This is a genomic window from Achromobacter sp. LC458 (genome assembly GCF_001005835.2).
In the GTDB taxonomy this organism is placed as follows: domain Bacteria; phylum Pseudomonadota; class Gammaproteobacteria; order Burkholderiales; family Burkholderiaceae_B; genus Achromobacter; species Achromobacter spanius_B.
The window spans coordinates 72,844-94,257 of the sequence record NZ_LBHW02000008.1; the positions used below are offsets into that span (position 1 = coordinate 72,844).

Annotated in this window: 21 protein-coding genes; 2 read left to right on the plus strand and 19 right to left on the minus strand. The window is 64.9% G+C overall.

Annotated elements, in window-relative coordinates; translation table 11 throughout:
• Window positions 1-6: 6 nt before the first annotated feature.
• From cpaB to YH64_RS09200, 4 genes are read right to left on the minus strand one after another with little or no spacing between them, the layout of a single operon-like run.
• Window positions 7-864 carry a Flp pilus assembly protein CpaB gene (cpaB, locus tag YH64_RS09185; RefSeq protein ID WP_046803622.1) on the minus strand — a complete coding sequence of 286 codons (858 nt, stop codon included), beginning with the start codon at window positions 862-864 and terminating at the stop codon, window positions 7-9.
• On the minus strand, window positions 861-1,592 hold the full coding sequence (locus tag YH64_RS09190; RefSeq protein ID WP_046803623.1) for a hypothetical protein: 732 nt from the start codon (window positions 1,590-1,592) through the stop codon (window positions 861-863). Before YH64_RS09190 ends, cpaB begins: the two co-directional genes overlap by 4 nt.
• Window positions 1,589-2,224 (minus strand): TadE/TadG family type IV pilus assembly protein, encoded by a 636-nt coding sequence (locus YH64_RS09195; protein ID WP_046803624.1) that lies wholly within the window; start codon window positions 2,222-2,224, stop codon window positions 1,589-1,591. Before YH64_RS09195 ends, YH64_RS09190 begins: the two co-directional genes overlap by 4 nt.
• Window positions 2,221-2,745, minus strand: coding sequence for a hypothetical protein (locus YH64_RS09200; RefSeq protein WP_052945952.1), 525 nt, complete (start codon window positions 2,743-2,745; stop codon window positions 2,221-2,223). Before YH64_RS09200 ends, YH64_RS09195 begins: the two co-directional genes overlap by 4 nt.
• Window positions 2,746-2,910: 165 nt before the next feature.
• On the opposite strand from YH64_RS09200, the gene YH64_RS09205 reads away from it, so the two are divergent.
• Entirely contained in the window at window positions 2,911-4,203 is a 1,293-nt protein-coding gene (locus YH64_RS09205; protein WP_046803625.1) for an integrase arm-type DNA-binding domain-containing protein, read from the plus strand.
• A gap of 10 nt (window positions 4,204-4,213) precedes the next feature.
• Window positions 4,214-4,432: a hypothetical protein gene (locus YH64_RS09210; protein WP_052945953.1), complete on the plus strand. Its 219-nt coding sequence runs from the start codon at window positions 4,214-4,216 to the stop codon at window positions 4,430-4,432.
• On the opposite strand, the gene YH64_RS30345 is transcribed toward YH64_RS09210, so the two are convergent.
• From YH64_RS30345 to YH64_RS09285, 15 genes are read right to left on the minus strand one after another with little or no spacing between them, the layout of a single operon-like run.
• Window positions 4,429-4,947 carry a lysis system i-spanin subunit Rz gene (locus tag YH64_RS30345; RefSeq protein WP_052945954.1) on the minus strand — a complete coding sequence of 173 codons (519 nt, stop codon included), beginning with the start codon at window positions 4,945-4,947 and terminating at the stop codon, window positions 4,429-4,431. The two genes, YH64_RS09210 and YH64_RS30345, sit on opposite strands and share 4 nt — an antisense overlap.
• Window positions 4,944-5,444 (minus strand): hypothetical protein, encoded by a 501-nt coding sequence (locus tag YH64_RS09220; RefSeq protein WP_046803626.1) that lies wholly within the window; start codon window positions 5,442-5,444, stop codon window positions 4,944-4,946. Before YH64_RS09220 ends, YH64_RS30345 begins: the two co-directional genes overlap by 4 nt.
• Window positions 5,441-5,725 (minus strand): hypothetical protein, encoded by a 285-nt coding sequence (locus tag YH64_RS09225; protein WP_046803627.1) that lies wholly within the window; start codon window positions 5,723-5,725, stop codon window positions 5,441-5,443. Before YH64_RS09225 ends, YH64_RS09220 begins: the two co-directional genes overlap by 4 nt.
• Window positions 5,722-6,030, minus strand: coding sequence for a hypothetical protein (locus YH64_RS09230; RefSeq protein ID WP_046803628.1), 309 nt, complete (start codon window positions 6,028-6,030; stop codon window positions 5,722-5,724). Before YH64_RS09230 ends, YH64_RS09225 begins: the two co-directional genes overlap by 4 nt.
• A gap of 40 nt (window positions 6,031-6,070) precedes the next feature.
• Complete coding sequence (locus YH64_RS09235; RefSeq protein WP_046803629.1) at window positions 6,071-7,168, minus strand: sialidase family protein; 1,098 nt, start codon at window positions 7,166-7,168, stop codon at window positions 6,071-6,073.
• Between the two features lie 10 nt (window positions 7,169-7,178).
• Window positions 7,179-8,957 (minus strand): hypothetical protein, encoded by a 1,779-nt coding sequence (locus tag YH64_RS09240; protein ID WP_052945955.1) that lies wholly within the window; start codon window positions 8,955-8,957, stop codon window positions 7,179-7,181.
• A gap of 38 nt (window positions 8,958-8,995) precedes the next feature.
• Window positions 8,996-10,651, minus strand: a complete 1,656-nt coding sequence (terL, locus tag YH64_RS09245) for a phage terminase large subunit (RefSeq protein ID WP_046803630.1) — start codon at window positions 10,649-10,651, stop codon at window positions 8,996-8,998.
• The gene (locus YH64_RS09250; RefSeq protein WP_046803631.1) at window positions 10,648-11,013 is read right to left on the minus strand and encodes a hypothetical protein; all 366 of its coding nucleotides are present in this window, start codon (window positions 11,011-11,013) and stop codon (window positions 10,648-10,650) included. Before YH64_RS09250 ends, terL begins: the two co-directional genes overlap by 4 nt.
• Window positions 11,013-13,493 carry a hypothetical protein gene (locus YH64_RS09255; RefSeq protein ID WP_052945956.1) on the minus strand — a complete coding sequence of 827 codons (2,481 nt, stop codon included), beginning with the start codon at window positions 13,491-13,493 and terminating at the stop codon, window positions 11,013-11,015. The genes YH64_RS09250 and YH64_RS09255 overlap by 1 nt, the downstream gene beginning before the upstream one ends.
• Window positions 13,494-13,502: 9 nt before the next feature.
• The gene (locus YH64_RS09260; protein ID WP_046803632.1) at window positions 13,503-15,419 is read right to left on the minus strand and encodes a hypothetical protein; all 1,917 of its coding nucleotides are present in this window, start codon (window positions 15,417-15,419) and stop codon (window positions 13,503-13,505) included.
• Window positions 15,406-17,709, minus strand: a complete 2,304-nt coding sequence (locus YH64_RS09265) for a hypothetical protein (protein ID WP_143215311.1) — start codon at window positions 17,707-17,709, stop codon at window positions 15,406-15,408. Before YH64_RS09265 ends, YH64_RS09260 begins: the two co-directional genes overlap by 14 nt.
• Entirely contained in the window at window positions 17,706-18,167 is a 462-nt protein-coding gene (locus YH64_RS09270) for a hypothetical protein (protein ID WP_046803634.1), read from the minus strand. The genes YH64_RS09265 and YH64_RS09270 overlap by 4 nt, the downstream gene beginning before the upstream one ends.
• Complete coding sequence (locus YH64_RS09275; protein ID WP_046803635.1) at window positions 18,167-18,613, minus strand: GNAT family N-acetyltransferase; 447 nt, start codon at window positions 18,611-18,613, stop codon at window positions 18,167-18,169. The genes YH64_RS09270 and YH64_RS09275 overlap by 1 nt, the downstream gene beginning before the upstream one ends.
• Window positions 18,610-20,778 (minus strand): hypothetical protein, encoded by a 2,169-nt coding sequence (locus tag YH64_RS09280; RefSeq protein WP_046803636.1) that lies wholly within the window; start codon window positions 20,776-20,778, stop codon window positions 18,610-18,612. The genes YH64_RS09275 and YH64_RS09280 overlap by 4 nt, the downstream gene beginning before the upstream one ends.
• Window positions 20,778-21,359 carry a hypothetical protein gene (locus YH64_RS09285; protein ID WP_046803637.1) on the minus strand — a complete coding sequence of 194 codons (582 nt, stop codon included), beginning with the start codon at window positions 21,357-21,359 and terminating at the stop codon, window positions 20,778-20,780. Before YH64_RS09285 ends, YH64_RS09280 begins: the two co-directional genes overlap by 1 nt.
• Window positions 21,360-21,414 lie beyond the last annotated feature (55 nt).

Sequence of the window (21,414 nt, forward strand, 5' to 3'; positions counted from 1 at the left end):
CTTGTCTCATGGCCGCCTCGCGGAATAGTCCGGCGCGTCGACGGCTTCCGGTGGGAACATCACCGACTGCTTGTCCATACGATCTCCATACAAAATGGTCACGTCCGGCGCGCGCTTGGGCTCGGGGTCAAGCCCGATAAGGGACGCCAGGTCCGTTTGAGTCGAATCAGCCACGGTGGCCACATCGTCGCGATGCCGCAGCATGGCGGTTAGCGCGCCTGCCTGCCTGGCAGCAACAAACTTCATTGCTTGATCGGGATCGGCGGCAAGCGTGATGCTGCCGGCCGAGCCGACGATGCCGTCTTCGTCGGCCCCGGCGCCTACTGTCAGCACTCGCATCCCTTGCAGCAAGGGCACAGTGACCTCTCGTTGGTGATGGACGAAGGTCACGTAAAGGTCGATCAGGTCGTCGGCGCGCAAGCTATCGGCCAAGCCGCCCAGGTCCGCGGCGCTGACGGTCAGCGCCCGTTGGCCCGATCGCAATCGGGTGGCCAACGCGGGCGCCGGCGCCGTGAACGTCACCTGCGACTTCAGCAGGGGTTCGCCCTGGGCGACATCCACGACCAGCGTGCCGCCAAGAAGATGGTTCACGGCCTGCGGCTCCAAACTGGCGGCAGACGCCCACTTCACCGGGATCTCTCGCACGGCCAGGTCGATTTCTTCAAGCTGCGTCCCCGCCGCCAAGTCATACGCCGCCACCAGGCGCTCGACGACAGGCGCCCGAGCTTCGGCTTCCAGCGCTTCCACTCGCTGCTGCACATGCTCGCGCACGGCCCACGCGGACACCAGCCCGGCCGCCAATGCCAACCCATAAACGCCAACGCGCCGCAACCGCAGAACGCCGTGCATCAGTGCGGCCTTCATGGCGTCCACCTTCTGACGTGGAGCCCGCTGCCCCCGTCCAACGCAGTCAACGATATCTGCAGACGCTCGCCAGCCTGTGCCCACGACTGCTCTGCACCACTTTCGGTTTCGGTTTCAAATACCCATCCTTCGCGGCGCAACGCGCCTTGCAGCAACGGCCCAAGCCGGGCGGGCGGCAAGGCCAGTTGCCAGATGCGATCAGACACTTTGCCTCCCTTTTCCTGCACCGCAAGATCCAGCCTCGGTATTGCGCCCTGCGGCAGCCAGGCCGGGGTCGCAATGCCTGGAACGGAATTCATGCGCAGCGTAGAAACCGTGCCGACCGTGCGGCTCGGGCCCGCAGCTTGCAGCTGCACCACCCATTGCATGTCGTCGACCCAGCCAGACAAAATGATTTGATCGGGAAGCACATTCAAGTCGACCAAGGCCGGCTGCTGAGTCGACAAGTCGCGGATCAGGTCGGGCACTGCTACAGGCGAGTCGAACACAAGCACCTGGGCGGGAAGCCCATGCAGCCATATCCGATCCGCCAACATGTCATGCCGGCTTCCTTCGGGAAAACGTAGTCGGTTCAACGTAACGCCAGGCGATACCGCCGAACGGCCGGAAGGCCACGCGACGGAAGATACGGCCATACAGCCAAGCAGCACGCCGGCCGTCAGCGAACGAAGGCCGGCGCTGACAGCGCGCCTTCTTTGTCTCTGCGTCGTGTTCGTAGTCGCGGTCATCGGGATCGTTCCTTTTGTTGGCCCAATCGGCCCGGCGGGACGACGTCGTCCCACGCCGACAACCAATCAGTGTGGATCGCCGCCCTGCCCCATGCGCGGTCCATACGCTGGACGTACGGCGCCATCCGACGCGCCTCGGCAAGAGACGTTTGTTCGACGTGACGCCATGCCGTGGGCGCGTTGGCGATGCGTCGGCGTGCATCGGCGTCTCCGTGTGCGTGTCCCGTGCCGACCGCCACGTGCGTATGACGCGTGATCAAAGGCGCCGGCGGTCCGTCTCGCCCTGAAGGCGCCGACCGGGCGTACACCGCAAGCAAATGGAGCCCGGCTCCAAACCACTCGTGCTGCAAGCGGGACAGGTTTGGCGCTGCGATGTCAGCAAGGCCGAGTACCCGCCGAGTTTGCGCGGCGGCTGCGAAAGAATGTCGTGGCGTCACCGGTTCGCCCAACGCGCCGGCCATCGCCGCCTTGCGGCTGGCATGCGCCAACTGTTGCGCCGAAAACTGCAACCCTCCGATCCAGGTGACACTCCACACTAGCGCCGCCATCAACGGCAGCATCAGCAGCGCTTCAACCATTGCCTGCCCTTGCTGGGCGGCCGGAAAGCCAGCGCGAGTCGACATCGAGCTCATCGTGCCTCCCGGATTCGCAGCGCTTCGTCGCGAGTGATTGCGGATAGACGTGCCTGCCAATAGGGTCGAAACAATGTCGGCAATTCACTTTTTTTGTCGGCTCTAGGTTCCGGCCGCAGAAAGTACGTTTCGGCGGCGCTGGCGACGGTGATGGCGCCCGACTGGCCCAAGCCGTCATAGCGAAAGCGACCACGAGGTTGCGCCAGTGCGCTATCCGCATCCGTCGCCTTGAGCCGTGCGCCTGACCAGGCCACGCGCACGGCAAAACGCAGCGGGTCGCGCATACGCTCAGTGGGTATTTCCAGATAAGACGGCAAGCCACCGGCGGGCCAACGCTGCGCTGAAGCCATCGCATAGGAGTTGGCCATGGGATTGGTCGCGCCGCTGAAAATGTCCCACCCAGTGGACTGCTGCACCCATCGCCAAAAATCCTCTTGGGAGAAATCTGCGGGCGGTTCATCCACGTAATCGATGCCGTCAGGCGTCTGGGACTTTTTTCCTTGGGCCGTGCCCCAACCCATGGCGTACTCACGGAAGTAGCATCAAGATAGGCCCAACCAGTGCCACCCCGGACACACCATATTTTCAAGCCCATGATATAAAACGGATTTTGTACAAACTCGCCCCAGCGCGTCCCAACCAAGCACGCGCCGACTTGTACCCTGAGCTGTACCCCGGAGCCCTGCATGGCACAAAACGTCCTGAGCGACCGCAAGGTAGCCACCGCCAAACCCCGAGACAAGGAATATCTGCTGACCGATGGCGAGGGCCTAAACCTGCGCGTGCGCCCCGATGGTTCCCGCCTTTGGCTATTCCGCTACACGTCGGCCGCAGGCAAGCCAGCCAAGAAGTCGCTGGGCCCCTATCCCAGCGTGTCGTTGTTGGAAGCCAGGCAAAAGGCCGCGCAGATGCGCCAGCAGTTGCAGAAGGGAATTGACCCAGGGTCCAAGGTGGAAGGACGGCCCGATACCGTCCAGAAGCTATTCGACACTTGGGTGCGCGACTCGCTTTCTCAGCGGCGCAATGCCAAGGGGGTTTATGCCTGCCGTTCGCGCATGGGCAAGCATGTGCTGGCGACTGCCGGAAATGATCGCATCGGCTCGTTGACCAAGGCTCGAATCTTGGATCTGCTGGCGCCCATCGTGCGCAGTGGCCACGGGCCGCAGGCGAACTGCGTCCTGATCGACATTAAGCAGATGCTGGCCTATGCCGCCGAGCGGGAATGGATCGAAGCCAACCCGGCCATGCTTATTAAGAAAGCCACCGTCGGCGGCAAGGACGTGGTGCGTGAACGCGTGCTGGACAACGACGAAATCAAGATGCTGCGCGACAAGTTGTTGGCCGCCACCGGTGTGACCATCACGGCGCATGCTGCCTACTGGATCGCCATATCTACAATGGCGCGCGCCGGCGAGATTGCGGCAATCCGCGAAAGTGAGGTGGACTGGGATGCGTGCGAATGGACGATTCCCGCCGCCAAGAATAAATCCAACCGGGAACATGTCATCCAGCTATCAGACTTCGCCATGTATTGGCTGACAGTCCTGCGCCAGCAGCCACGCCCCGGCGATTACCTGATCCCAGGCAAAGGCGGCGTTGGCCACGTCTCCTACCGTTCGTTCAGTCACCAGGCCACGATGCGCCAGGAGAGCTCCAGCGGTCATCAAGGGCTTACGGTGCGCGGCGAGCTGTCTCTGCCAGGCGGCGCCTGGACCACCCACGACCTGCGCCGCACCGGCGCCACCATGATGGGCGAGCTGGGCATCGCGGAAAACGTGGTGGAAAAGTGCTTGAACCACGCGGAGCAGACGAAACTGGTAAAGGTCTACCAGCGCCAGAAGATGCTGCCGCAGCGCCGGGAAGCGTTCGACACGCTCGGCACCCACCTGACCAAACTGCTGGGCGATCCGAACGGATGGGGTCCCGTGCGCGTGCAGCCGGGGCGCGGGAAAGTGGTACAACTGCGCGCCGCCTCCTGACAGGAACACCATGACCGAAAACGGAATTCTGGCCCAGGTGCCGGGCCCATTCATCGCCCAGGCATCCCAGACGCTGCCGCCGGCGGCCACCGCCGAGGATCGGGATTACGACGTGGTGATAGAGGCCGGCCACTTGGGCACCGTGCGCGTTACCTTCCGAAAGCAGAAGGCCAAGCGCGCCAAGCACAGCCACTGGTTCTGGGCGGTCAAGCGGGCGGAGAAGGTCTAAGGTAAGCGCGCCTGACACGCCTCAAGCTGCGCCGTCACTCGCCGGATTCCAGCCCGGAGGGCGAAATAATCCGATCGAGCAGCGGGATTAAGTTCGGCGCGGGTTCCATCACCCACGCGGGCGCCGGCTCCGGCTTTGGGCACTCCACTGCCGGCGGCGGGGCAGGTGGCAGCGACGTGCAGCCGCTGGCGCCCAGCATCAACATCAGCCCGCAGGCCGTCGTCCTGAACTTGCGCATTCCGCATCCCTCCATAAGCGGCCCATTCGGCCTTGGCATTCCGTTCGTTGATCTGGCCGACTTCGGCCACGCGCCGCTCAAGAATCTCGCGCGCCTGGCGCTGTGACTCGGCGACGACGGCCGACTGATCGGCCTTCATTGCGGATATCTCGGCGCCATAACGCCAGCTCTGCGCCTTCCACGCCGCGCCGCCAGCGACGATGGCGCCCACAACCAGGGCCGCGGCGTAGCCCTTCCAGCCCACCAATGCGCCCGTCAGTTTGGCCAGCGGGTTCATGGCACCACCTCGGCGACGGCTTGGCGGTAAAGATCCGGCCAGGTGTCCGGATGGGGCTTGCCGGGGCGCCAAGTGCGCAGGTACAGCGCCCAGGCGGCATCCGCGTCACCCACAGCCGGCAGGCGGCCGGGATCGCTCCATAGAAGCAGGCGCGCCAGGCCAGCGGCCAGCACATCGTCGTTCTCGATAGCATCCCAGATAGCCGCATCACGGGCCGGAACGCCGCGCGCTTGATAGAGAGCCGCGGCGGCCGCGCTGGTAGCGGTGTGCAGGCGGACGCCATGTACCATGCCGCCGCCCTGCTCTCCCTGCCAGAAGCTCTTGGCCGGGCCGGTCGGGCGCGGCGGCTTGCCCACCAGTTGGCGGCGATGCTCGAACCGGCTTTCCTGCAACCCGATGGCCAGCAGCATCACGCGCGCGGCCGGCGTGTCCATCCTGGCGGGCAGCAGCGCCAGCGCCGGGTCAATACCCGTCCTGATGATCTCGGATAGGGTCATGGCTTCGGTGTCCTGATGTGCTTGGCCGTCACGGCGGCCACATAGAAGGCGGCAGAGGCTGCGAGCGCAGCATCGCCAGCGCTGGCCCAGCCGGCCACGAACACGCGACACGCTGCGCCGGTGGCGGTAAGGCAGACGGCGGCCAGACCAATACGCTCCAGCGTCGTGTCTTTGATGGCCTTCGAGAAAACTGCCAGCACGGCGCCGCCTGCGACCACAAGCCAGCAGACAAACGTCAGGACGGCCCATAGCGTGAGATAAATGGTGCTGTCCATGGTCATGCCCCCTTTCCGCGAACGCGGTCGATGACGGCTTGCCACAGCGCGGGTATGGGCACTGCCTGGACTGCCTCCCACGCGCGCGAGACGATGGCCATGCCGAACATGCCGACCAAGAAGCCCATCAGGCCCTCGGGAATTCCCAGCACCTCGGACAGGTAAGGCGCGGCGTAGTAAGCGCCCAGCGACCCGCTGGCGGCCATGCTTATCCTCGCCATCCACGACCCTTGCAGGTAGCGCATGGATACCGCCGCACCAAGCACGCCGGCGAATTTTGCCGCGAGGGCGTCGAAGTCTTGGATGTTCAATCGCGTCCCCTATAGACGAAAAGGCAGGCCACTGCGGTCCTCACAGGTTCGCCACGTTCAGCAGCGAACTGCCAATGCCCGGCGTCTGCCGGGTGGCGCGCCGCGCGTAGTGGATGACATTGATACGGCCCGGGCTGATTTCGACCGTCGCCGGCTGGCTGCCATCAGTCGAATAGATGGGCGCGACGCGCGTGCGATAGCTCCAGTTCGCTTCGGCGCCCGTGGGGTCCGTCGTCCGGAACACGGTGATGCCCGTGGTATCGAAGCCGGTTACCTGGTCGCCCGCTGAGCCGCCATAGCCCGAACTGCCGCTACGGTCGCCGGTTGCGAGGATGATGGAGCCGTCAGAGAGCTTAGTGAGGTTCGGTTGCCGGCCGTTGATGTTGGTAGTGGTGAATGCAGTGGCCGCTGACCAGGTCGCCATGTTGTCCGTGCTGATCGCGCGGTACAGGGGGTTGCCGGCGCCGGAGTCTTCGCGGCAAACCGAGAGCCAATTCCCCGACGACGTTTCCACGATATCGGACTCGCTCAACAGTAAGCCTGACCCCGCGAAGCTGATCGACTTGCCGGTCCACGTCACTTTGTCGCTGGACACGAACACCGCAGATTGGATGTTGCCACCCGTGGGCGCGTAGCCGGTACGGTAGAAAAGGCCGTCGGCACCTGCGCGCACCGGGGACCACTGTGCATAGTTCAGGCCGCCATAGGCCACCGTGCTGTTGACCACCGCCGAGAACACCCCAGCGATGTTGCGCACGGTCCAGACCTTGAACACCTGGGAACCGCCAGGCGGGATCAGGTCCAGCAGCAGCGAAAAATCGTATACGCCCGTGCTGTTCTCGAAGAACGTGGCAAACCGGTAGGTTTTCCCCAGGTCATCCGACCGGAACATGATCTGCCGATCGGACGCGGCGTGCGAGTTGCCATCGCTGTAAATGCCGACGATGGAGCCAGACAGCATCATCGCTTGGGGGAACGCGAGGTATTTGGCGGGGTCCTCGGCGATAACCTTGGTGCTGAAGTCGAAGGCCTGCGCGCACACGAAGTTGCGCATGTCGCGCGGGAACAGGCAGGGGTTATTTTCCAGATCGGTGCCCCGGAATTCGTACCGATCCTTGAAGCCAATAACGACGGGCATCACCGCCTCCTTAGAAAATGATCTGGGCGGTCCACTGGCACAGCAGCCGGTGGCCTGCGGTGAGAACCGCGTTGTTGGTGATGACGGCGCCGCGCTCGCTGATATCGACGGCCAGGCCGTTGACGTTTAGCCCCGTGTCCTTGTTCAAAAGACGCGATTCCGTGCCGCTCGTGGGCGACTGGAACATGAACTGCGGGGGGATCACCATGGCAGGGCTGAACTTGATCGGGATCGCGATGGCCCAGTTAACGTTCGTGTTTCGCAAGACGTCCGATACCGCGCCCTGCTCCGTGTTCGAGCTGCGCGGCGCGCCGTAGGGAAAGCTGGTCTGGTAGCGCGTGGCTGCACGTACCTCTTGCTGCGCGAACTGCGCGGGCTCGATCCAGTGGGGCGCGTTGCCTGGGTACAGCCGGACCGATTCGAACAGCACATAGTCGTCGGCCGGTGCTACGCCAGTGAACGGGACGACAAGCGCCACCGAAACCTGGATCGTGTCGGCCGGGATATCCGCCGCCAGAAAGAACGGCGCGCTGGCGGGGCGCGATTCGGGGGAAAGAACAATATCCTTCGTGGCCAGCGTGACATGGCCACTCGTGTAGGTGCCGTCATCCTTCAAGATCGGCTGCTCAGGTTCGATGGACGTTTGCAGCCGTACGGTGACCGCGGCGCCGGTGTAGTTCGGGCTGCGCAGCCCGTTGAGTTCCAACACGCAGCGCTTGCCCGCTACTGCCTTGGTTTCTTCGCGCGTCATATTCATGACTGCCACGTGGCTGGCCGTGCTGGCGTTGCCAACAATTCGCTGAATCTGTAGCGCGTTCTCGGATCGCATGCCCTGCACGTGGGAAATCGTCGTGCCGGTGGCCAGGCCGATACGTGCGTGCGTCATCCCTGCCGGAATGTGCGCGCGCTGTTCAGGCACTGTGTTCAGCGCGTGCCCCATCGGCCACGCGGCGAAGTCGCCGGCCCAAAGCGCATTGTCTTTTCGCTCGCGGGCCACCGGGTAGTCGTATCCGTCAAAGCGAACAACGCCGGGGCCAAACGGCTGGCGGTCGAATAGCGCATCCACGTCGCCGGTGTAGCGGAAGACGCCATCGGGGAAGTACGGCGTCCGTGTGGTGGCCAGCGCCGCGTCTACGGCGGCTGCGCTGTCTGCCGCGCCGGAGGGGTCGGCGCCGGTATAGTCGCGCACGCTGACAACTTCGCGCTCTTTCTCCTGAAAGGTGCGCGCGATGGCGCCGATACCGGCCTGCATAAAAAAGCCGTAGCCACCCACAACACCAGCTATCGCGCGGTCCACGTAATCGCTCACGAAGGCCCACATCGTTCGCAGGTTGACGGCATCTTGATCGTTGATCGGGTCGCCAAGATCCTGAATTCGATTGCCCTTAGCACGGTACGCGCCAACGCCATCTACGTCCGAATCCCCGAGGCGCGGCACTCTATTCAGGAACCCAAACGCCTGTTGGATAGCAAGCCAGAGCCGGTCAAAGTCGAAATTGACGGTCTTGGCGAAAAGGTCGCCGTTGGTCTGGTAGTCGGTTTCCCGATCCAGGACCATGGCCAACTGGATGACGATCTGGGCTTGGTCGGCAGGCGCGGTGTTGAAGGTAACGTCACCGCCGCTACCCTGCCCGATATTGGAGACGGTGTAGACGGAAGGATCGACCACGGCGCCGGCGACGATCACCTCAAGATCGCGCTTGGCGAGACATAGAAAATCGTAGGCAAAGACGGTGGTTACGCCATTGCCAACATGGGTGGTACGCGTTGGCTGCTGGGGGACGGTCACGGTGGCGGCTCCGGCTCTTGCGCCGGGCCCGCCGGCGGCTAGGTTTCGAGGGTGACCTCGTGAACACCCCCTGTTGGGCGCCAATCTTCCCGCCCATGGCCTGCCGAAATCTCGGCTTTTTCCCTGACCATCCGGCCGATGCGGACGGGTGCTTGTAGGATCGCGCCGGCGCCGCTGTCCAGGTAGTCGTCGGGCTGCTCCTTCACTTCGGGGTTCCAGTCCTTCATTTGGTCCCACATCGGGCCGTCCAGCACATCGGTGTGCGCCCACAGAACGCCGGATTTAATGGCCGGCTCCAATCCATCCAGGATCCGCAGGTTCTTGCCGCCGCTGACCTGCACGTCCGTGACACCGCACCGCAGGCCTTCCTGCTTGAGAGCCTGACGCAGCAGTTGCGGGACGAAGGCGCCGTTGCCGTTTGTCTCCACATAGACGTTGGGGATGTTGAAACGCTCGATCAGGCGGCATGCCTGCATCACTTGGCCGCCGATGATCTTGGCGTTGCGTGCGTCCGAGAATTCGGCGAACTCGCCCATCATGGCTTCGGCGACGTGCCAGTACGTGTTGCCCGCCGCATCATCCAGCACCAGGGAAAAAGCCGACACGTCGCCACGAATCTTGCCCAAGGCGCAGTCCCAATACGCGCGAGCGCTGACGATCTGAACGTTGCCCAGCATCATGCGCACGGCGCGGTTGGCGAGCTCGACGCGCGGATGCACTGAATAGGGCTTTATCTTTTCCGGATCCAATCTGGACTCCTTGATGGGCTTGGCCTGTAGCTGGTACTGGGAGTCCCAGTAGTTCAGCGTCCGAGTTTTCTTGCGGCGGATCTCGATTTCCGCCCGCGTGAAGCGTTCGGGCCAGGCGCAGCGCGCGTAGATATCCAGCACGGCGCCGCCCGGCGGCTTGGCGAATACCACCTCGCCGCGCTCGTATCGATAGTCGCGCCCTTCCACCAGCAGCCGGGCATGCTTGTAGATGCCCAGCATCACATACAGCCCATCTGCGGCCGGCTTGAATGGAACCGGGTAGCGCGTGCGCTTCGTGGTGTCCTCGTACCGAATCTGGTCTTCCAGCAGCGGGATGGTCAACGACGCCGCGCCGGCCGCGATCATTTCCGGGTAGATGGAGTCGTGCGTGTGCGGCGTGCCGATGTAGGTTTCCTGGCCGCCGGGCACCAGGATGAAGGTGGCTTCCTGGATCTTGGCGCGCAGGTTCTCCCGGGCGTCGGCCGTCTTGATGTTCTTCGGCACCTCGACGTCGTCGTAATCGATGTCGCGCGCCCGGGCGCTGGTGACGTTCTGGTTGACGCCCACGGCGGTCATGCTGGCGTTACGCGGGTCGTTGGCACCAGACACCCAGAACATCTGCGATCCGGGTTTGGTGGGCAGCATGCCACCGCACAGCGGATGCCGGCGCAGCACGTTGATGGTGTCGCGCGTCAGCTTCTTGGCCAGTGGCCCGTCGGCCGCCCAGATCAGCGACACCCATGTGCCGTCGCAATAAAGCTGCCACGCCTTGTAGACGGCGTAGATGGTGGACTTGGCCGCGCCCCGGAACACCTGAAGCACGCGCACCGGATCGTCGCAGGTCCCCAGCCAATGGCAGATTCGGACGTGCAGGGCCGGCACGGTCCAGCCCTGGACCTTCGCCCACATCAGGAAGAAGGCCAGGAACGATATCTTGCGTTTCATCGCGTGGCGCCGGCCGCCTTCTGGACCTTCTCCAGGAACTTGGCGGCCTCCTTCTCGGCACGTTTCACCTCGCCTTCCATGCCGTCATCCGGCTCGGCATGGTCGTCCACCGCGACCGCCCCGCCCAGGGGATCAGCCGTCTGGCGCCGCGTCAGGTCGATAAGGCTGTTCAGCTTCATGGCCAGAGTGACGGTGGCAATCGGATTCTTCTTTGCCCAGAACCGATCACCCCGCGTCTGGGCATCCATCTTGTTCGGGTCGACCCCGTGGCCCGGCCAGTTGTCCGGGTTCATTTCCTGCACCAGCACGTCAATAAGCTTCTCGGCGTATTCGGTCAGGCGTTCGAATTGGTCTTGGCGCATCAGCGGCTCCAGGCACGGGAAAGGTCGGGGCCGCGCTCCGGCAGGCCTGGCCCAAGCTGCCACCAATAGTCCTGGTCGTGCTGGCGCGACGCGCGGCGCTCTACTCGGCTCAAGTATCCCGGACTGAGGTTTTCTTGCAAGGCGTGGAAAAAGGTGTGATCGATGGCGCCCGACAACCACCACAGGTTCTGATACGGCAGCGTGCCGCGTACCGTGCGCGCCGCGCCGGCGCCCAGGTTCAGATCATCGCCGCTGGCCGCGCGCCATGCGTTCTCGACGCCCAGGCCCACGACGTCGAACATGGTTCCGGCAGACGGCCCCAGCACAGTGCCGCCCACGGATGCGGCGAAGCCCCCGGGCGTCTCGCGGGGATCCTGGAAAAGCATGTCGCCCACGATGGACAGGCCGCCACCCTGCAACAGCGCTTCAGACCAGAACCGGCCGCTGTTCAATGCCACGGGGTCGCGGCCAGAGAGCATTTCCTTGATTTGGAAGGCGATGCCGCCCGCGATGGTGGTGCCCAGCATGATGGCGGTGCCGTAGGCCAGCCGGTTGGCCGCCGCCGGCGCGCCGTGTAGACCGCGCGGCGCGTCGATCATGCGGCGGTAGTGTCGGGAAATCATGGCCATCGGGAAGCTTTTGAACTGCATGACGGAGCGCGCGAGCTCACCGCCAATGGTGCCCGCCTGTTGACCGCCCCACGTCTGCGCCGCGCGCGTGGCAAGATCGGGATTGATCACCGCATATTCCGACTCGTCGCGGATCAGGCCCAGCACCTTGGACACCAGTTGCGGCGCATTGTCGGCGCCGGTCGCCATGATGGATTCGGGCGTCAGGTACTTTTGCCCGCGGTACTCGGTGGGCTGCACCTGGCTGATCACCGCCCAATCGTCCTCAGTGATGCCCTTGCGCGCCATGTGCGAGCGGTCCCACTCGGTCAGTGCGCCCCACTCTTTGCCGGCCATCTTGCCCAGGCCGCCCATCATGGTCATCTGGAATGCGCGGCGCATGCTGTCCGTCCAGGCGTTCATCAAGGACAGCTTCATCACGCTGTTGGCAACCTTGCCCGACCAGTTGTTGCGAATGTGGTCGCCGGAAAACCGGTTCAGGTCCGACACCAGGGATTCAGCAATCAGGCCATGCGCGGTCAGAAACTCGCGCGTTTCGCCGCTTGCCTGAGCGCCGATGTTCTTCAGCGCCTGCCAGTAGGGCAGCTTGTTGTAGCCCGACGTCACCATGTAGGTCGGGATATCCGAGATGGACGCCCAGACGGCACGGCCCAGCTTAGAAGCGACGTTCAGGTTACGGACGTCCGCCGCGACGCGCGCAAGGCTGGGGTTCTGCACCGCGCCGGCGTTTCCGGTCAGGACGTCGAAATAGGCCTCGGGCTGGTTGATGAATGACCGCTTGATGCCCCCGTCCTGCTTCTCGGCGATATCAGCCTGGACGCGGAACTGGTGGGCGGGGTTGGGGCCGTAGCGCTCGACCAGCGCAATGTCACGCGCCAGGCCGGAGATATGGCTGTTCATGGCGTCGTACATGCTGCCCTGCCCGAACTCGCCCATATATTCGACGTAGGCCTGGCCGTCTTTCCAGTGAAGTTGTCGGGCTTGGCTGCCGCGATTGGCGCGCGACCCGGTACCGCGAAAGCCGCCCGGCTCCAACTTGTTCAGGCCGCCAGACGACAACGTTTCCCAGGTGGCGCGCAGGAAGGCCGTCATTTCCGCATCGTCCATCTGGCGCCCGTCCGGGCGCACGTACCGGCTGCGGTCCAGCTTCGGCATGGTCTTCTGCACCCATGCATCCTGCCCAGCGGCCAGCACGCGCCCTTGGTCGCTGGCCTGCGGGACATACCCGTATTCCAGCCGGCCAATGTCGCCACCGGCATTGTTGAAGCGCTGGCGCATCGTCTCGATGGTCGTATCCCAGGCCTTGGCCGCTTCCACCGCCAGCTTGTTGCCCGTCCGTCCTTCGCCACGAGCGAAGACTTCGGTAGCTAGGTCGCGCGTCATCTGCGGGTTTTCGACGTCGAACAGGAATTGCAGCGCACGGCGCCCGGCCGACACCCCGTTAGTGGACGTGGCCGCGTCGAACAGGCTGCGAAGCTGGGACCAATACTGGTCCTTGACGCCCTTGATGTAGGAATCCGTCTGCTCCATGTGGCGGACCAGCGCACGCGACCGGTTGTCATTGAACAGGTCCTGGATACCGGCAATCTCGCTGTCCACGTCGGCCCGCTTGACCAGTTGGAGCTGCTGGCGCTGGAGCTTCAATCGTGCTTCGGCCTTGGCGTCCTGCATGGCGCGCTCAGCGGCGGCCAGGGTGCGCTGAGCGGGCGTCAGGGCCAGCCACGCCGCGCGGTCTTGCCGGGCCATCGCCTGGGCGGTGCCAGTTAGCCGGTCATCGATGGCGGCGATTTCCGCCTGGCTGAGCGTGCGGCCTGCTGCCGCGTTCACCTGATCAATACATTTCTTGAGCATGTCGTTTCCTTATGCGGCGCTTAGGAAGCAGTTGGCGGCCACGGCCAGCAAGCCGGCGTCGGCATCATCCCGCGCAAGCTGTTCATTCAGCCGGCGGATGGCTTCGGTGATGGGCACGTCTTCGGCGTCCCCGTCCATTCGCACCAGCATGTCGGGGTTGGTGGCCTCGATCTCGGCCAGGCGGCCGGACACATAGGCCTCGTTCGTGACCTCGGCCGTGGTGGTGGGCATCTTGGCAGGCGGCGCGATAGGGTCAACGTCTGCACGCGCGGCGGTGGGCGTGACCAGATCGGTGCCGGATGCAAAGGCCTGGGCGCCCGGTAGCGCGCCGGTGCTGCTTGCTCGCTCGGCGGTCGCCTGCCGGCCGCGCTCCGGGATCTGAAACCCCGACTCACCCGTGCGGGCCGCCTCCCGCACACCGGCAGCAACCGGCGTCATGGCAGTGGCTGGCGCATCAATGGCGGCACGCTCGGCACGCATCTGCTCGATCCGCTCATCCAGGACGGCCAGCGCCTGGCGCGCGGTCATTGCGTCGGCGTTGGCGTCGATCTGCGCTTCCAACGCGGCGATGCGCGCATCCGTCTCTTCCGCGCGCGCGTCCAGTTCCTTGCGCGCGCGGTTCAGTGCGGCGCGGGCGCCGGTGCGCGGCTCGCTGGCGCGGATCTGGTCGGCCAGCGCGCGCAGCTCGGCGTCGTCGCCAATGACGCGGCGCGCCTGGGACAGCGCCTGTATCTCAGTGCGCAGCGCACGGATGGCGCCAGGATCCGCCAGCGCTTCCGCCTGGGGCAGCAGTTCCGCGCGGGCGGCTTCTGAGCGGGCCACCATCGTTTCCAGCGCGCGCGCCGCGTACGCTTCCTTCATGGGGAACTGGTCGGCCACATACACCGGAAGGCCGTCGGCCATCTGCGACGACGCGCGCATGACCGACATCATGGCGTCATTGGCGGCGCGCACGTCGGACGGGTCGGCCAAGTTCCAGGAATCAACCACCTCGCGCACGCGCTGCACGCGCGCCGCGTCGACCAGCTCCTGCGCCACCGGGCCGCGCGGCGCTTCTGCTGCTTCGGCGGCCTGCGCCGGCGCCGCCTGTCCTTCCCTTGCCGCCGCCCGCGTCCGCCCGCGCAGCGCCCAGGCACCGAACGCCGCGGGCACCAGGGCGGACACGGCCAGGCCCACGGGGTCGAAGGGGTTGTACTGGTCGGCCAGGTTGCTGTAATCGGCGTTATTCAGGATGTCGCGCGTCATCTGCTGTTGGGCGATGAACAGGCCCGGCCCGCCGGCAGCGGCATAGCCAATCGTGCCGCCAATCGTCTGGCCCGCGACCGGCAGCGCAACGCCGACGCCCGTTGCCAAGCCGGTAACCGCGCCCACGCCCGTGCGGGTGGCAAGGTCGACGCCCTGTCGGCGCAGCTCATCAGCCGCCGTGACGCCCTCATCCGCGCCCGTCAGTGCGGCGCCCGTCAGCGGGTTGCCGGTGGCCAGCGTGTAGCCCACCGCCTTGGTGATGGTCTTGGTGAAACCGAACACCATCTGTTCAGCGGTGCTGGCGGTCTGCGGGTTCGGCCCAAGCCAACGGCTGGCGTCTCGCAGGGTGTCGCCGGTGTCGCTGCTGAATGCCGTGCCGTCGTCCAGCGCCTTCTTGGCCGCGCCGGTACCCTGCTCGCGCCACACGCGCTGCTCTTCCGTCTCGGCGAATGGCAGTACGCCAGTGGAACCCGTTGATGCCATGGCCGACCCAAAGGCCCCCACGGTGTCGGACAGGAATGCGCCCGCCTCTACCGTGCCAGCTGCCGCACCAGTGAATGGCGCCTTTGCCATTCCCCAAAGACTAAAGCCCCGCTCGGGGCCTGGCGCCATCGGCGCGAGCTGCGCGCGGTTGCGCAGTGCTTCGTTGATCTCGCCCTGGTAGGCATCATCGAGTGCCATACATAGCCTCTTGTTGTTTGTGCAATTGCTGCGCGTATTGGTCGGCTGCCTTCGAGGTGGCGAACTTACCCAGATGACGGCCGGTGCTTCGATAGGTCTTTATCGCCTCTTCGTCGCTCATGATTCGCCCGTCTTCGCTGACCGTCGGTACCAGTACCTCGCGCCCGTCCTCTTCGAACGACATGGAACGGACAGTGCTGATGCTCCCGTCTTTATTCTTAACGACAGGCCGCGCGCTCAGGTTGATGTTTCCCGCCTCCAACAGGCCTGCCGGTTGCGTGGGACGCGCGGCGGGTGCAGCGCCTGCGCCAATTCCTACGATGAGTGGTTGCCCGGCCTGATTCAGCACGACGCCGGTACCGGACGACACGGTGTAGCGGCCCTGGCCAGCATGGCGCAGCACCGCGTTGGGCAACCCCTTGACGAATTCCGCCACCGGCACAGCCTTGCCCGCGACAAACACGTTGCCGTCTGGCGCTTGGTCGGTAAAGCTGTCAGGCGTCAGCGCCACTAGGCCGCGTTCGAACTGGCTTTCGGTCATGCCCAGCGGCAGCGGGATCTTGCCGCCGTTGAATTCGACAATGCCGCCCGCCACGTTCTCGATGGCGGTGCGGATGCTGCGCCCTTCCTTGCGCACGTCGGCATCGGCACGCACGCGCACGGCGGCGTCGATCACTGCGTCTTCCATTTCAGGGGTGGCGAACACGCCGCGTACTTGGGCAGCAATCTCGGAGCGCCAGCGCGTCACATCAGCGTCGGGCACGCGCTTGTCCTTCATGGCCTGTTCGCCGCGAAGGATCTGTTCTGACACCAGCCCGCCGTTGGGCCGCTGCTGGTCGCCCAAGGCGGCCGCCAGTGCCAGGGTGCGGTCCTTGCTGTCCAATTGGGCGGCGATGGCCGACATGGTGCGCGTGCCCACCGCCTTGGACAGGGTTGCGATGCTGGTGGCGCGTTGATCGGGCGGCAGCGCGTTAAGCACGGTTGCCACCTGCAAGGCTTCGTCCGACGTGAACGGCGACACCGGGCGGCCCGCCACCACCTCAACCTGTTGGGCCTGTGCCAGACGCGCCTGCACCCCCTGCGTGATCCCTGCAATGCCGCCAGACACATCCAGCGGGGCCAGCTCAGGCAGCACGTTCCGGTCAACGGCAGCGCGCAGCGGATCTTCCTTGTATTCGCGCTGCGAGGCTTCGTAGGATTTCTGGGCCTTGTCGTAGAACTCCTGACGGGAGGGCGTCCAGCCGGTGCGGTTGCCCTCTGCCAGCAACCCGTCCAGAAGTTCGCGCTGATCGCGCAGCGGCTGCATTGCAAAGGCCGTGCCTGCCGGCGCTTGCTCAACGGCAGCCTTGAACGCAGCTTCATAGGGGGTGCCGGTCATGGCAGCGGCAGCCCCGGCCAGGTACTGCGGGTCAAGCTTCTTGCCCTGGGTGGACAGCTGCTGAACCTCGGCAAAGATACCGGCCGCCTGCCGGTCGCGCTTGGCCGCCTGGATCTCGGCCCGCTGCGCCTGCGCCACCGCGCGCTGCTCTAGCGCCGTCTTGTACCCGGCCGTGGTGTTCAGCAGCACCGCGCGCCGCTGGGGGTCCAGGTCGCTGAACTCGTCCGACGTCAGCCGCTTTTCCACCTCGTTCAGCGCCGCGCCATTGTTCCGGGCACCGTGCACCATTTCATAGGCGACTGTGCTGGCTGAACTTTCCTTGAAGCGCATTACGTCGCGCTCGATCTGGGCTGGCGACATACCGGCCTGCGGGCCCATGGCGCGCACGGTCTGTTCATACCGGGAGTTGGCGCCGGCCCGGTCGCGCACGGCCTCCCGTTCCAGTTGCCCTCCCAGCGCCACCAGTTCGCCGCCGATGTCCTGCTGGTTGCGCTTTACGACAGCGTCTCCCACGCGCCGGCCCAGGGATGCCGTGGTGTCGGCAAGCTGAGCATCCACGACCGCGCGGTGCGACCCGCTGATGCCCTTCAGGCTCTGTTCCAGTTGCTTGGGCGCCAGCTCCTGCCAGCGCGCTGACGCCTCGGCCGCTGGCACGGTACCGTCAGCAATGCCCCGCGTCAGTTCGTCTTCCAGGTTGTAGAGGCCGTTCTTCGCTTCGGCCATGGTGCGGATTGCCTTGACCCGGTTCAGCTCGTTCTGGGTATCGGCGATCTGGTTGCCGACGTTGGTCAGCGTCTGCCCGGTTTGCACAGCCGCCTGCGCTTCGGCCGCACCGAACGCAGTAGCCGGCGCATTGACGGCCTGGCCAGGCTGGGCAACCACATTTCCAAGGTTTCCGGTAGGGATCTTCATTTGGTCTTCTTCCAGGTCGAATAGGTGCTACCAGCCGTGCTTAGGAGGCTGCTGGTCGCGGCGCGCTGGCCGGCCGTCGCCATCGACGCGCCGGAGCGGCGGGCAAGGCTCGCTTGGGATTCCAGCGCATCGGCCCGCCGGTTCCCCGTCAGGATGGTGTTGTACGCATCCGATTCGGTGTCGTTCTGGATCTGGTCGTTGATAAGCACCGGCGTGCCGCTGCCAATCGAAACGCCTGACGCGGCATAGGCTGCCTTTGCCTCGGACGCCTGCGCCCGGCCAATGCGCCGGATCTTCTCTGCCTGGTCGCGATAAGCGTCGCGGGTCTGCGCCGCCTCGATCTCGTCCTGCTCAGCGTTGAAATTCGCGGCTTCCTGCTGGGCGCGGCCCGCGTCCATCTGCCCTTTTGCTGCCATGACGCCGCCCACGGCGGCCAGTACCAATGGTGCCCAAGCCATTACAGCCCCCAAGAGTAGAGTTTGCCCACGTCCTTGCCGCCAAGGCGCTCGTATAGCGCGCCGGTGCGTTCAGTGGTGATGTCAGTGGTGACGGCCATGTTCTTGTAGCGGGCGCCGCGCTCGTCGGACCAGCTCAGAAACTCGCGGGCCAAGCTTGGGCCAGCCATCGAACCGCGATGTGCGGGTGCCACATAGACGCCGTATTCGAACGAAAACCGGTCGTCGCCGAAATAGTCCTCGCCGATGCCGCCGGCAAGGAACCCGACCAGTTCGCCGGCCATATCGACGGCCAGCATGCAGCCGTTCTCCTGCTCGACCAGGCCGGCAAACAACACCACCACCTTGTCCAGATTGAAATTTAGATCCCGGAAACGGGACTCGGCGTGCATGTCGCGCGCCAGCTCGGCCAGGCGCTCGACGTCTGCAAGGGTTGCGTGTCGGATCATGAGTTGGTCGTCCAGTGGCGCACGATGGCCAGTACGTGAAAAGGTAGGGGTTGTTCCTGGGTGATCTCCACTTCCATCTCGCCTTCTTGCCATCCAGTCTCGGCCACGCCTTTCCAGCCGGAGAACGGCTCCGGGGGCTTGTCCAGGATGCTGGCGCCGAACTGGCGGAACTGGATTTCCTTGCCGTTGATGGTCGCGCCGATGGTGTTGAGCACCAGCACGTTCAGCTTGTGCGCGCGCATCTGGCTGTTCTGCGCGGTGCCCGTCTGCGTCTGGACCTCGGGGCGCAGCAGACTCACACGGGGTATCACGCGCAGACCGGCCTGAATGGAATTCGCGACACGCGGCAGCGTGATCTGGCCGCCGGTTACGGTGATCAGCCCCTGCGGCGAACCGTCGGCTAGAACGTCCACCGATTTGCCTTCCAGGTGCCCGAGACCCCCCCATACCTGAGCGCCACCGGGCGCAGTGCCCACGATGCCACTGTGCACCATGTAGGCCGCGTTCATCCGCTCGACGTATCGCACGGTGCTGCCGTTTACCTCGCGCCGCACCACCACCAGTACCTCATCCTTAGAACCGGCTGGCGCCGCCGAGATAGATTCGTAGAAACCGTCCGTGTCGTGGGGTGTCCAGGCGATAACGCCCTCGTCCCGATCGATGGTCATGGCGGCCAGCTTGCCGTTGGCCAGCACGCACCAGACGACGGAACCGGGTTCCTGCTGATAGGCCATTTCAACCACGCCGGATTCCGTGATGTGCTCGGCCAGCGTGGTCAGGTTCGGCGCGCTGTAGGCGTCGGACGCAGCCTGGTAGCTCATGGCGCGCACCTTGCGGCCGGCCCGCTGCACAAACAGCAGCTCGTCACCCACACGGACCGGACGCGGCGTGCTGCACCCGTAGACCGTCTGATCCTTGGCATTCACGTTCGTAGGGGTCAGCGGTTTTTCCACGCCACCCACCATCGTCCACTCGGTACCGGGCGTCAGCGCGATCAGCGCGCGCACAGAGGCCAGATGCTCGATGCCGTTGCTTTCCCCGTCCAACGCGTAGAAAAAGCCGTCGGCGTCGTTCACGCCCTGGGTGTAGTCGAAATATTCCCCGCTGCGGCTGCCCCATACCCCGTTCGGATATCGCGTGGTCCCGGCGGTCACAAGGCGCTGCTGGTTGATCGTGACTGCCGCTGGATATCCCTCGTTGGCGCTCCACACCGGGCCTTGCAGCGTCCAGGCGCTGGCCTCGGCTGCGGTATTGGAATCCATGTCGGCCTTGACTACGCCTGTGGCCACCGTAGCGCTGGTCACGCCAGTGATGAGAACCAGCCCACGGTTGATGCTGACGTACTTGCCCACATCCTCGGCGCGCCAGCCGTCAACGGCCAGGGTCAAGGTGATGGCCAGGCCAACGGTGCCCTTGACGCTGGGCGTGCACGTCGTCTGCGGTGAATCCTCCAGGACCCATTGCAGCGCGGGCAAAGCAGCACTGGGGAATTGGGAAGTGACTTCCACCGTGACGCTGGTGGACGAACCATAGGCTGTCACAAGCGCGATGCCGGTTTCGTAGGTGATCCGGCGACCGACGTCCGACGCCATGAACGTCGCTCCGCTCGCGGTGGCCGTGCGGCCGACGCCTACAGTAGCGTCGCTGAGCGTCAGGCCGGCAGCGAACCGGGCGCCCGTCTCCGAGAATGGCAGCACCGAGAACGGCACCGGGGCGAGCACCCAGCTGTCATCTGCCAGCCGGCGCAGCATGTGTACGGGGAACGAAGGATGCGCGAAGAACATCGCATTGGGCGCCTGCGTCCAGCGCAGCTCTACCACCTGGGCCGCCGTGTAGGGCGTCCCGATCTGGTACGGCACACCGCCGGACAACACCTGGCCCGCGCCAGCCTTGAATACCCGCATCACTCCGTAGCCGAATTCCAGGTGATAGGCGGTGTCACGGTTCAGGACGAAAGGGATAAGGCGGCTGGGCTGGCCCGCGGCGGCGTTCGGTGCCATGTATTCGGTGCCCGGCGCACGCGCGGCGCCGCCGTAGATGTCCACCAGCATGTTGTCCAGGGCCTTAGCGCCGTTCTGATACCGCGCAATGTCAGTGCGGCCCCGCACCTTCGGCGATATCTCGCCCGCCGTGAAATTGGTCTGGATGGTGTCGATACGGGCCATTAGGACCTCCAGCCCAGTCGCGCTTCGACCAGATCCGACCCGCCCAGCACTTCGGGCGGCTCGTCCTGCCCATCGACCGCTTTGGCGATCTTTTCCGCCATGGCCGCTTCTTGGAAGCAGGTATCGCGCAGGGTCGTAGACGCCGTGACCGGATAAGCGAGCACCGCCATCATCTTCAGTTCGGCGGCGTCCACCAGGGCGTCGTCCCAGGTGCCTGGGTTGTCGTTGAGCCAGATGTAGACCAGCGGCAGCTGCGTCACGTTGGCCAAGATGCGCCGGCCTTCCTGGCGGAACGGAATCGGGCAATCCCTCTTTCCGACCTGTAGCGTGCGCAACCAGTCGCCGGGCAGTTGGAACTGATACTGGAAGTCGAATGCCGGCGCAGCTTCAAGCGGCGCCAGGATCACCCGCTTGGTCGCGCAGTTCCACGGGTGGGCACGCAGGAGCTTGTTTCGCACAGTAGGCCAGAGGTTGGCGCACTGCCCGGCCTGCGTGCTTGGCTCTTCGAAACTGGCGATTGCCTTGCCGCCCAGGCGCAGCAGCGCGTTGGAGCAGATGGATACGGGATTGGCTGACGACATTTGCAGGCACCTAAAACAAAAAAACCGGGGGACAAGCCCCCGGCGAATTCCACCT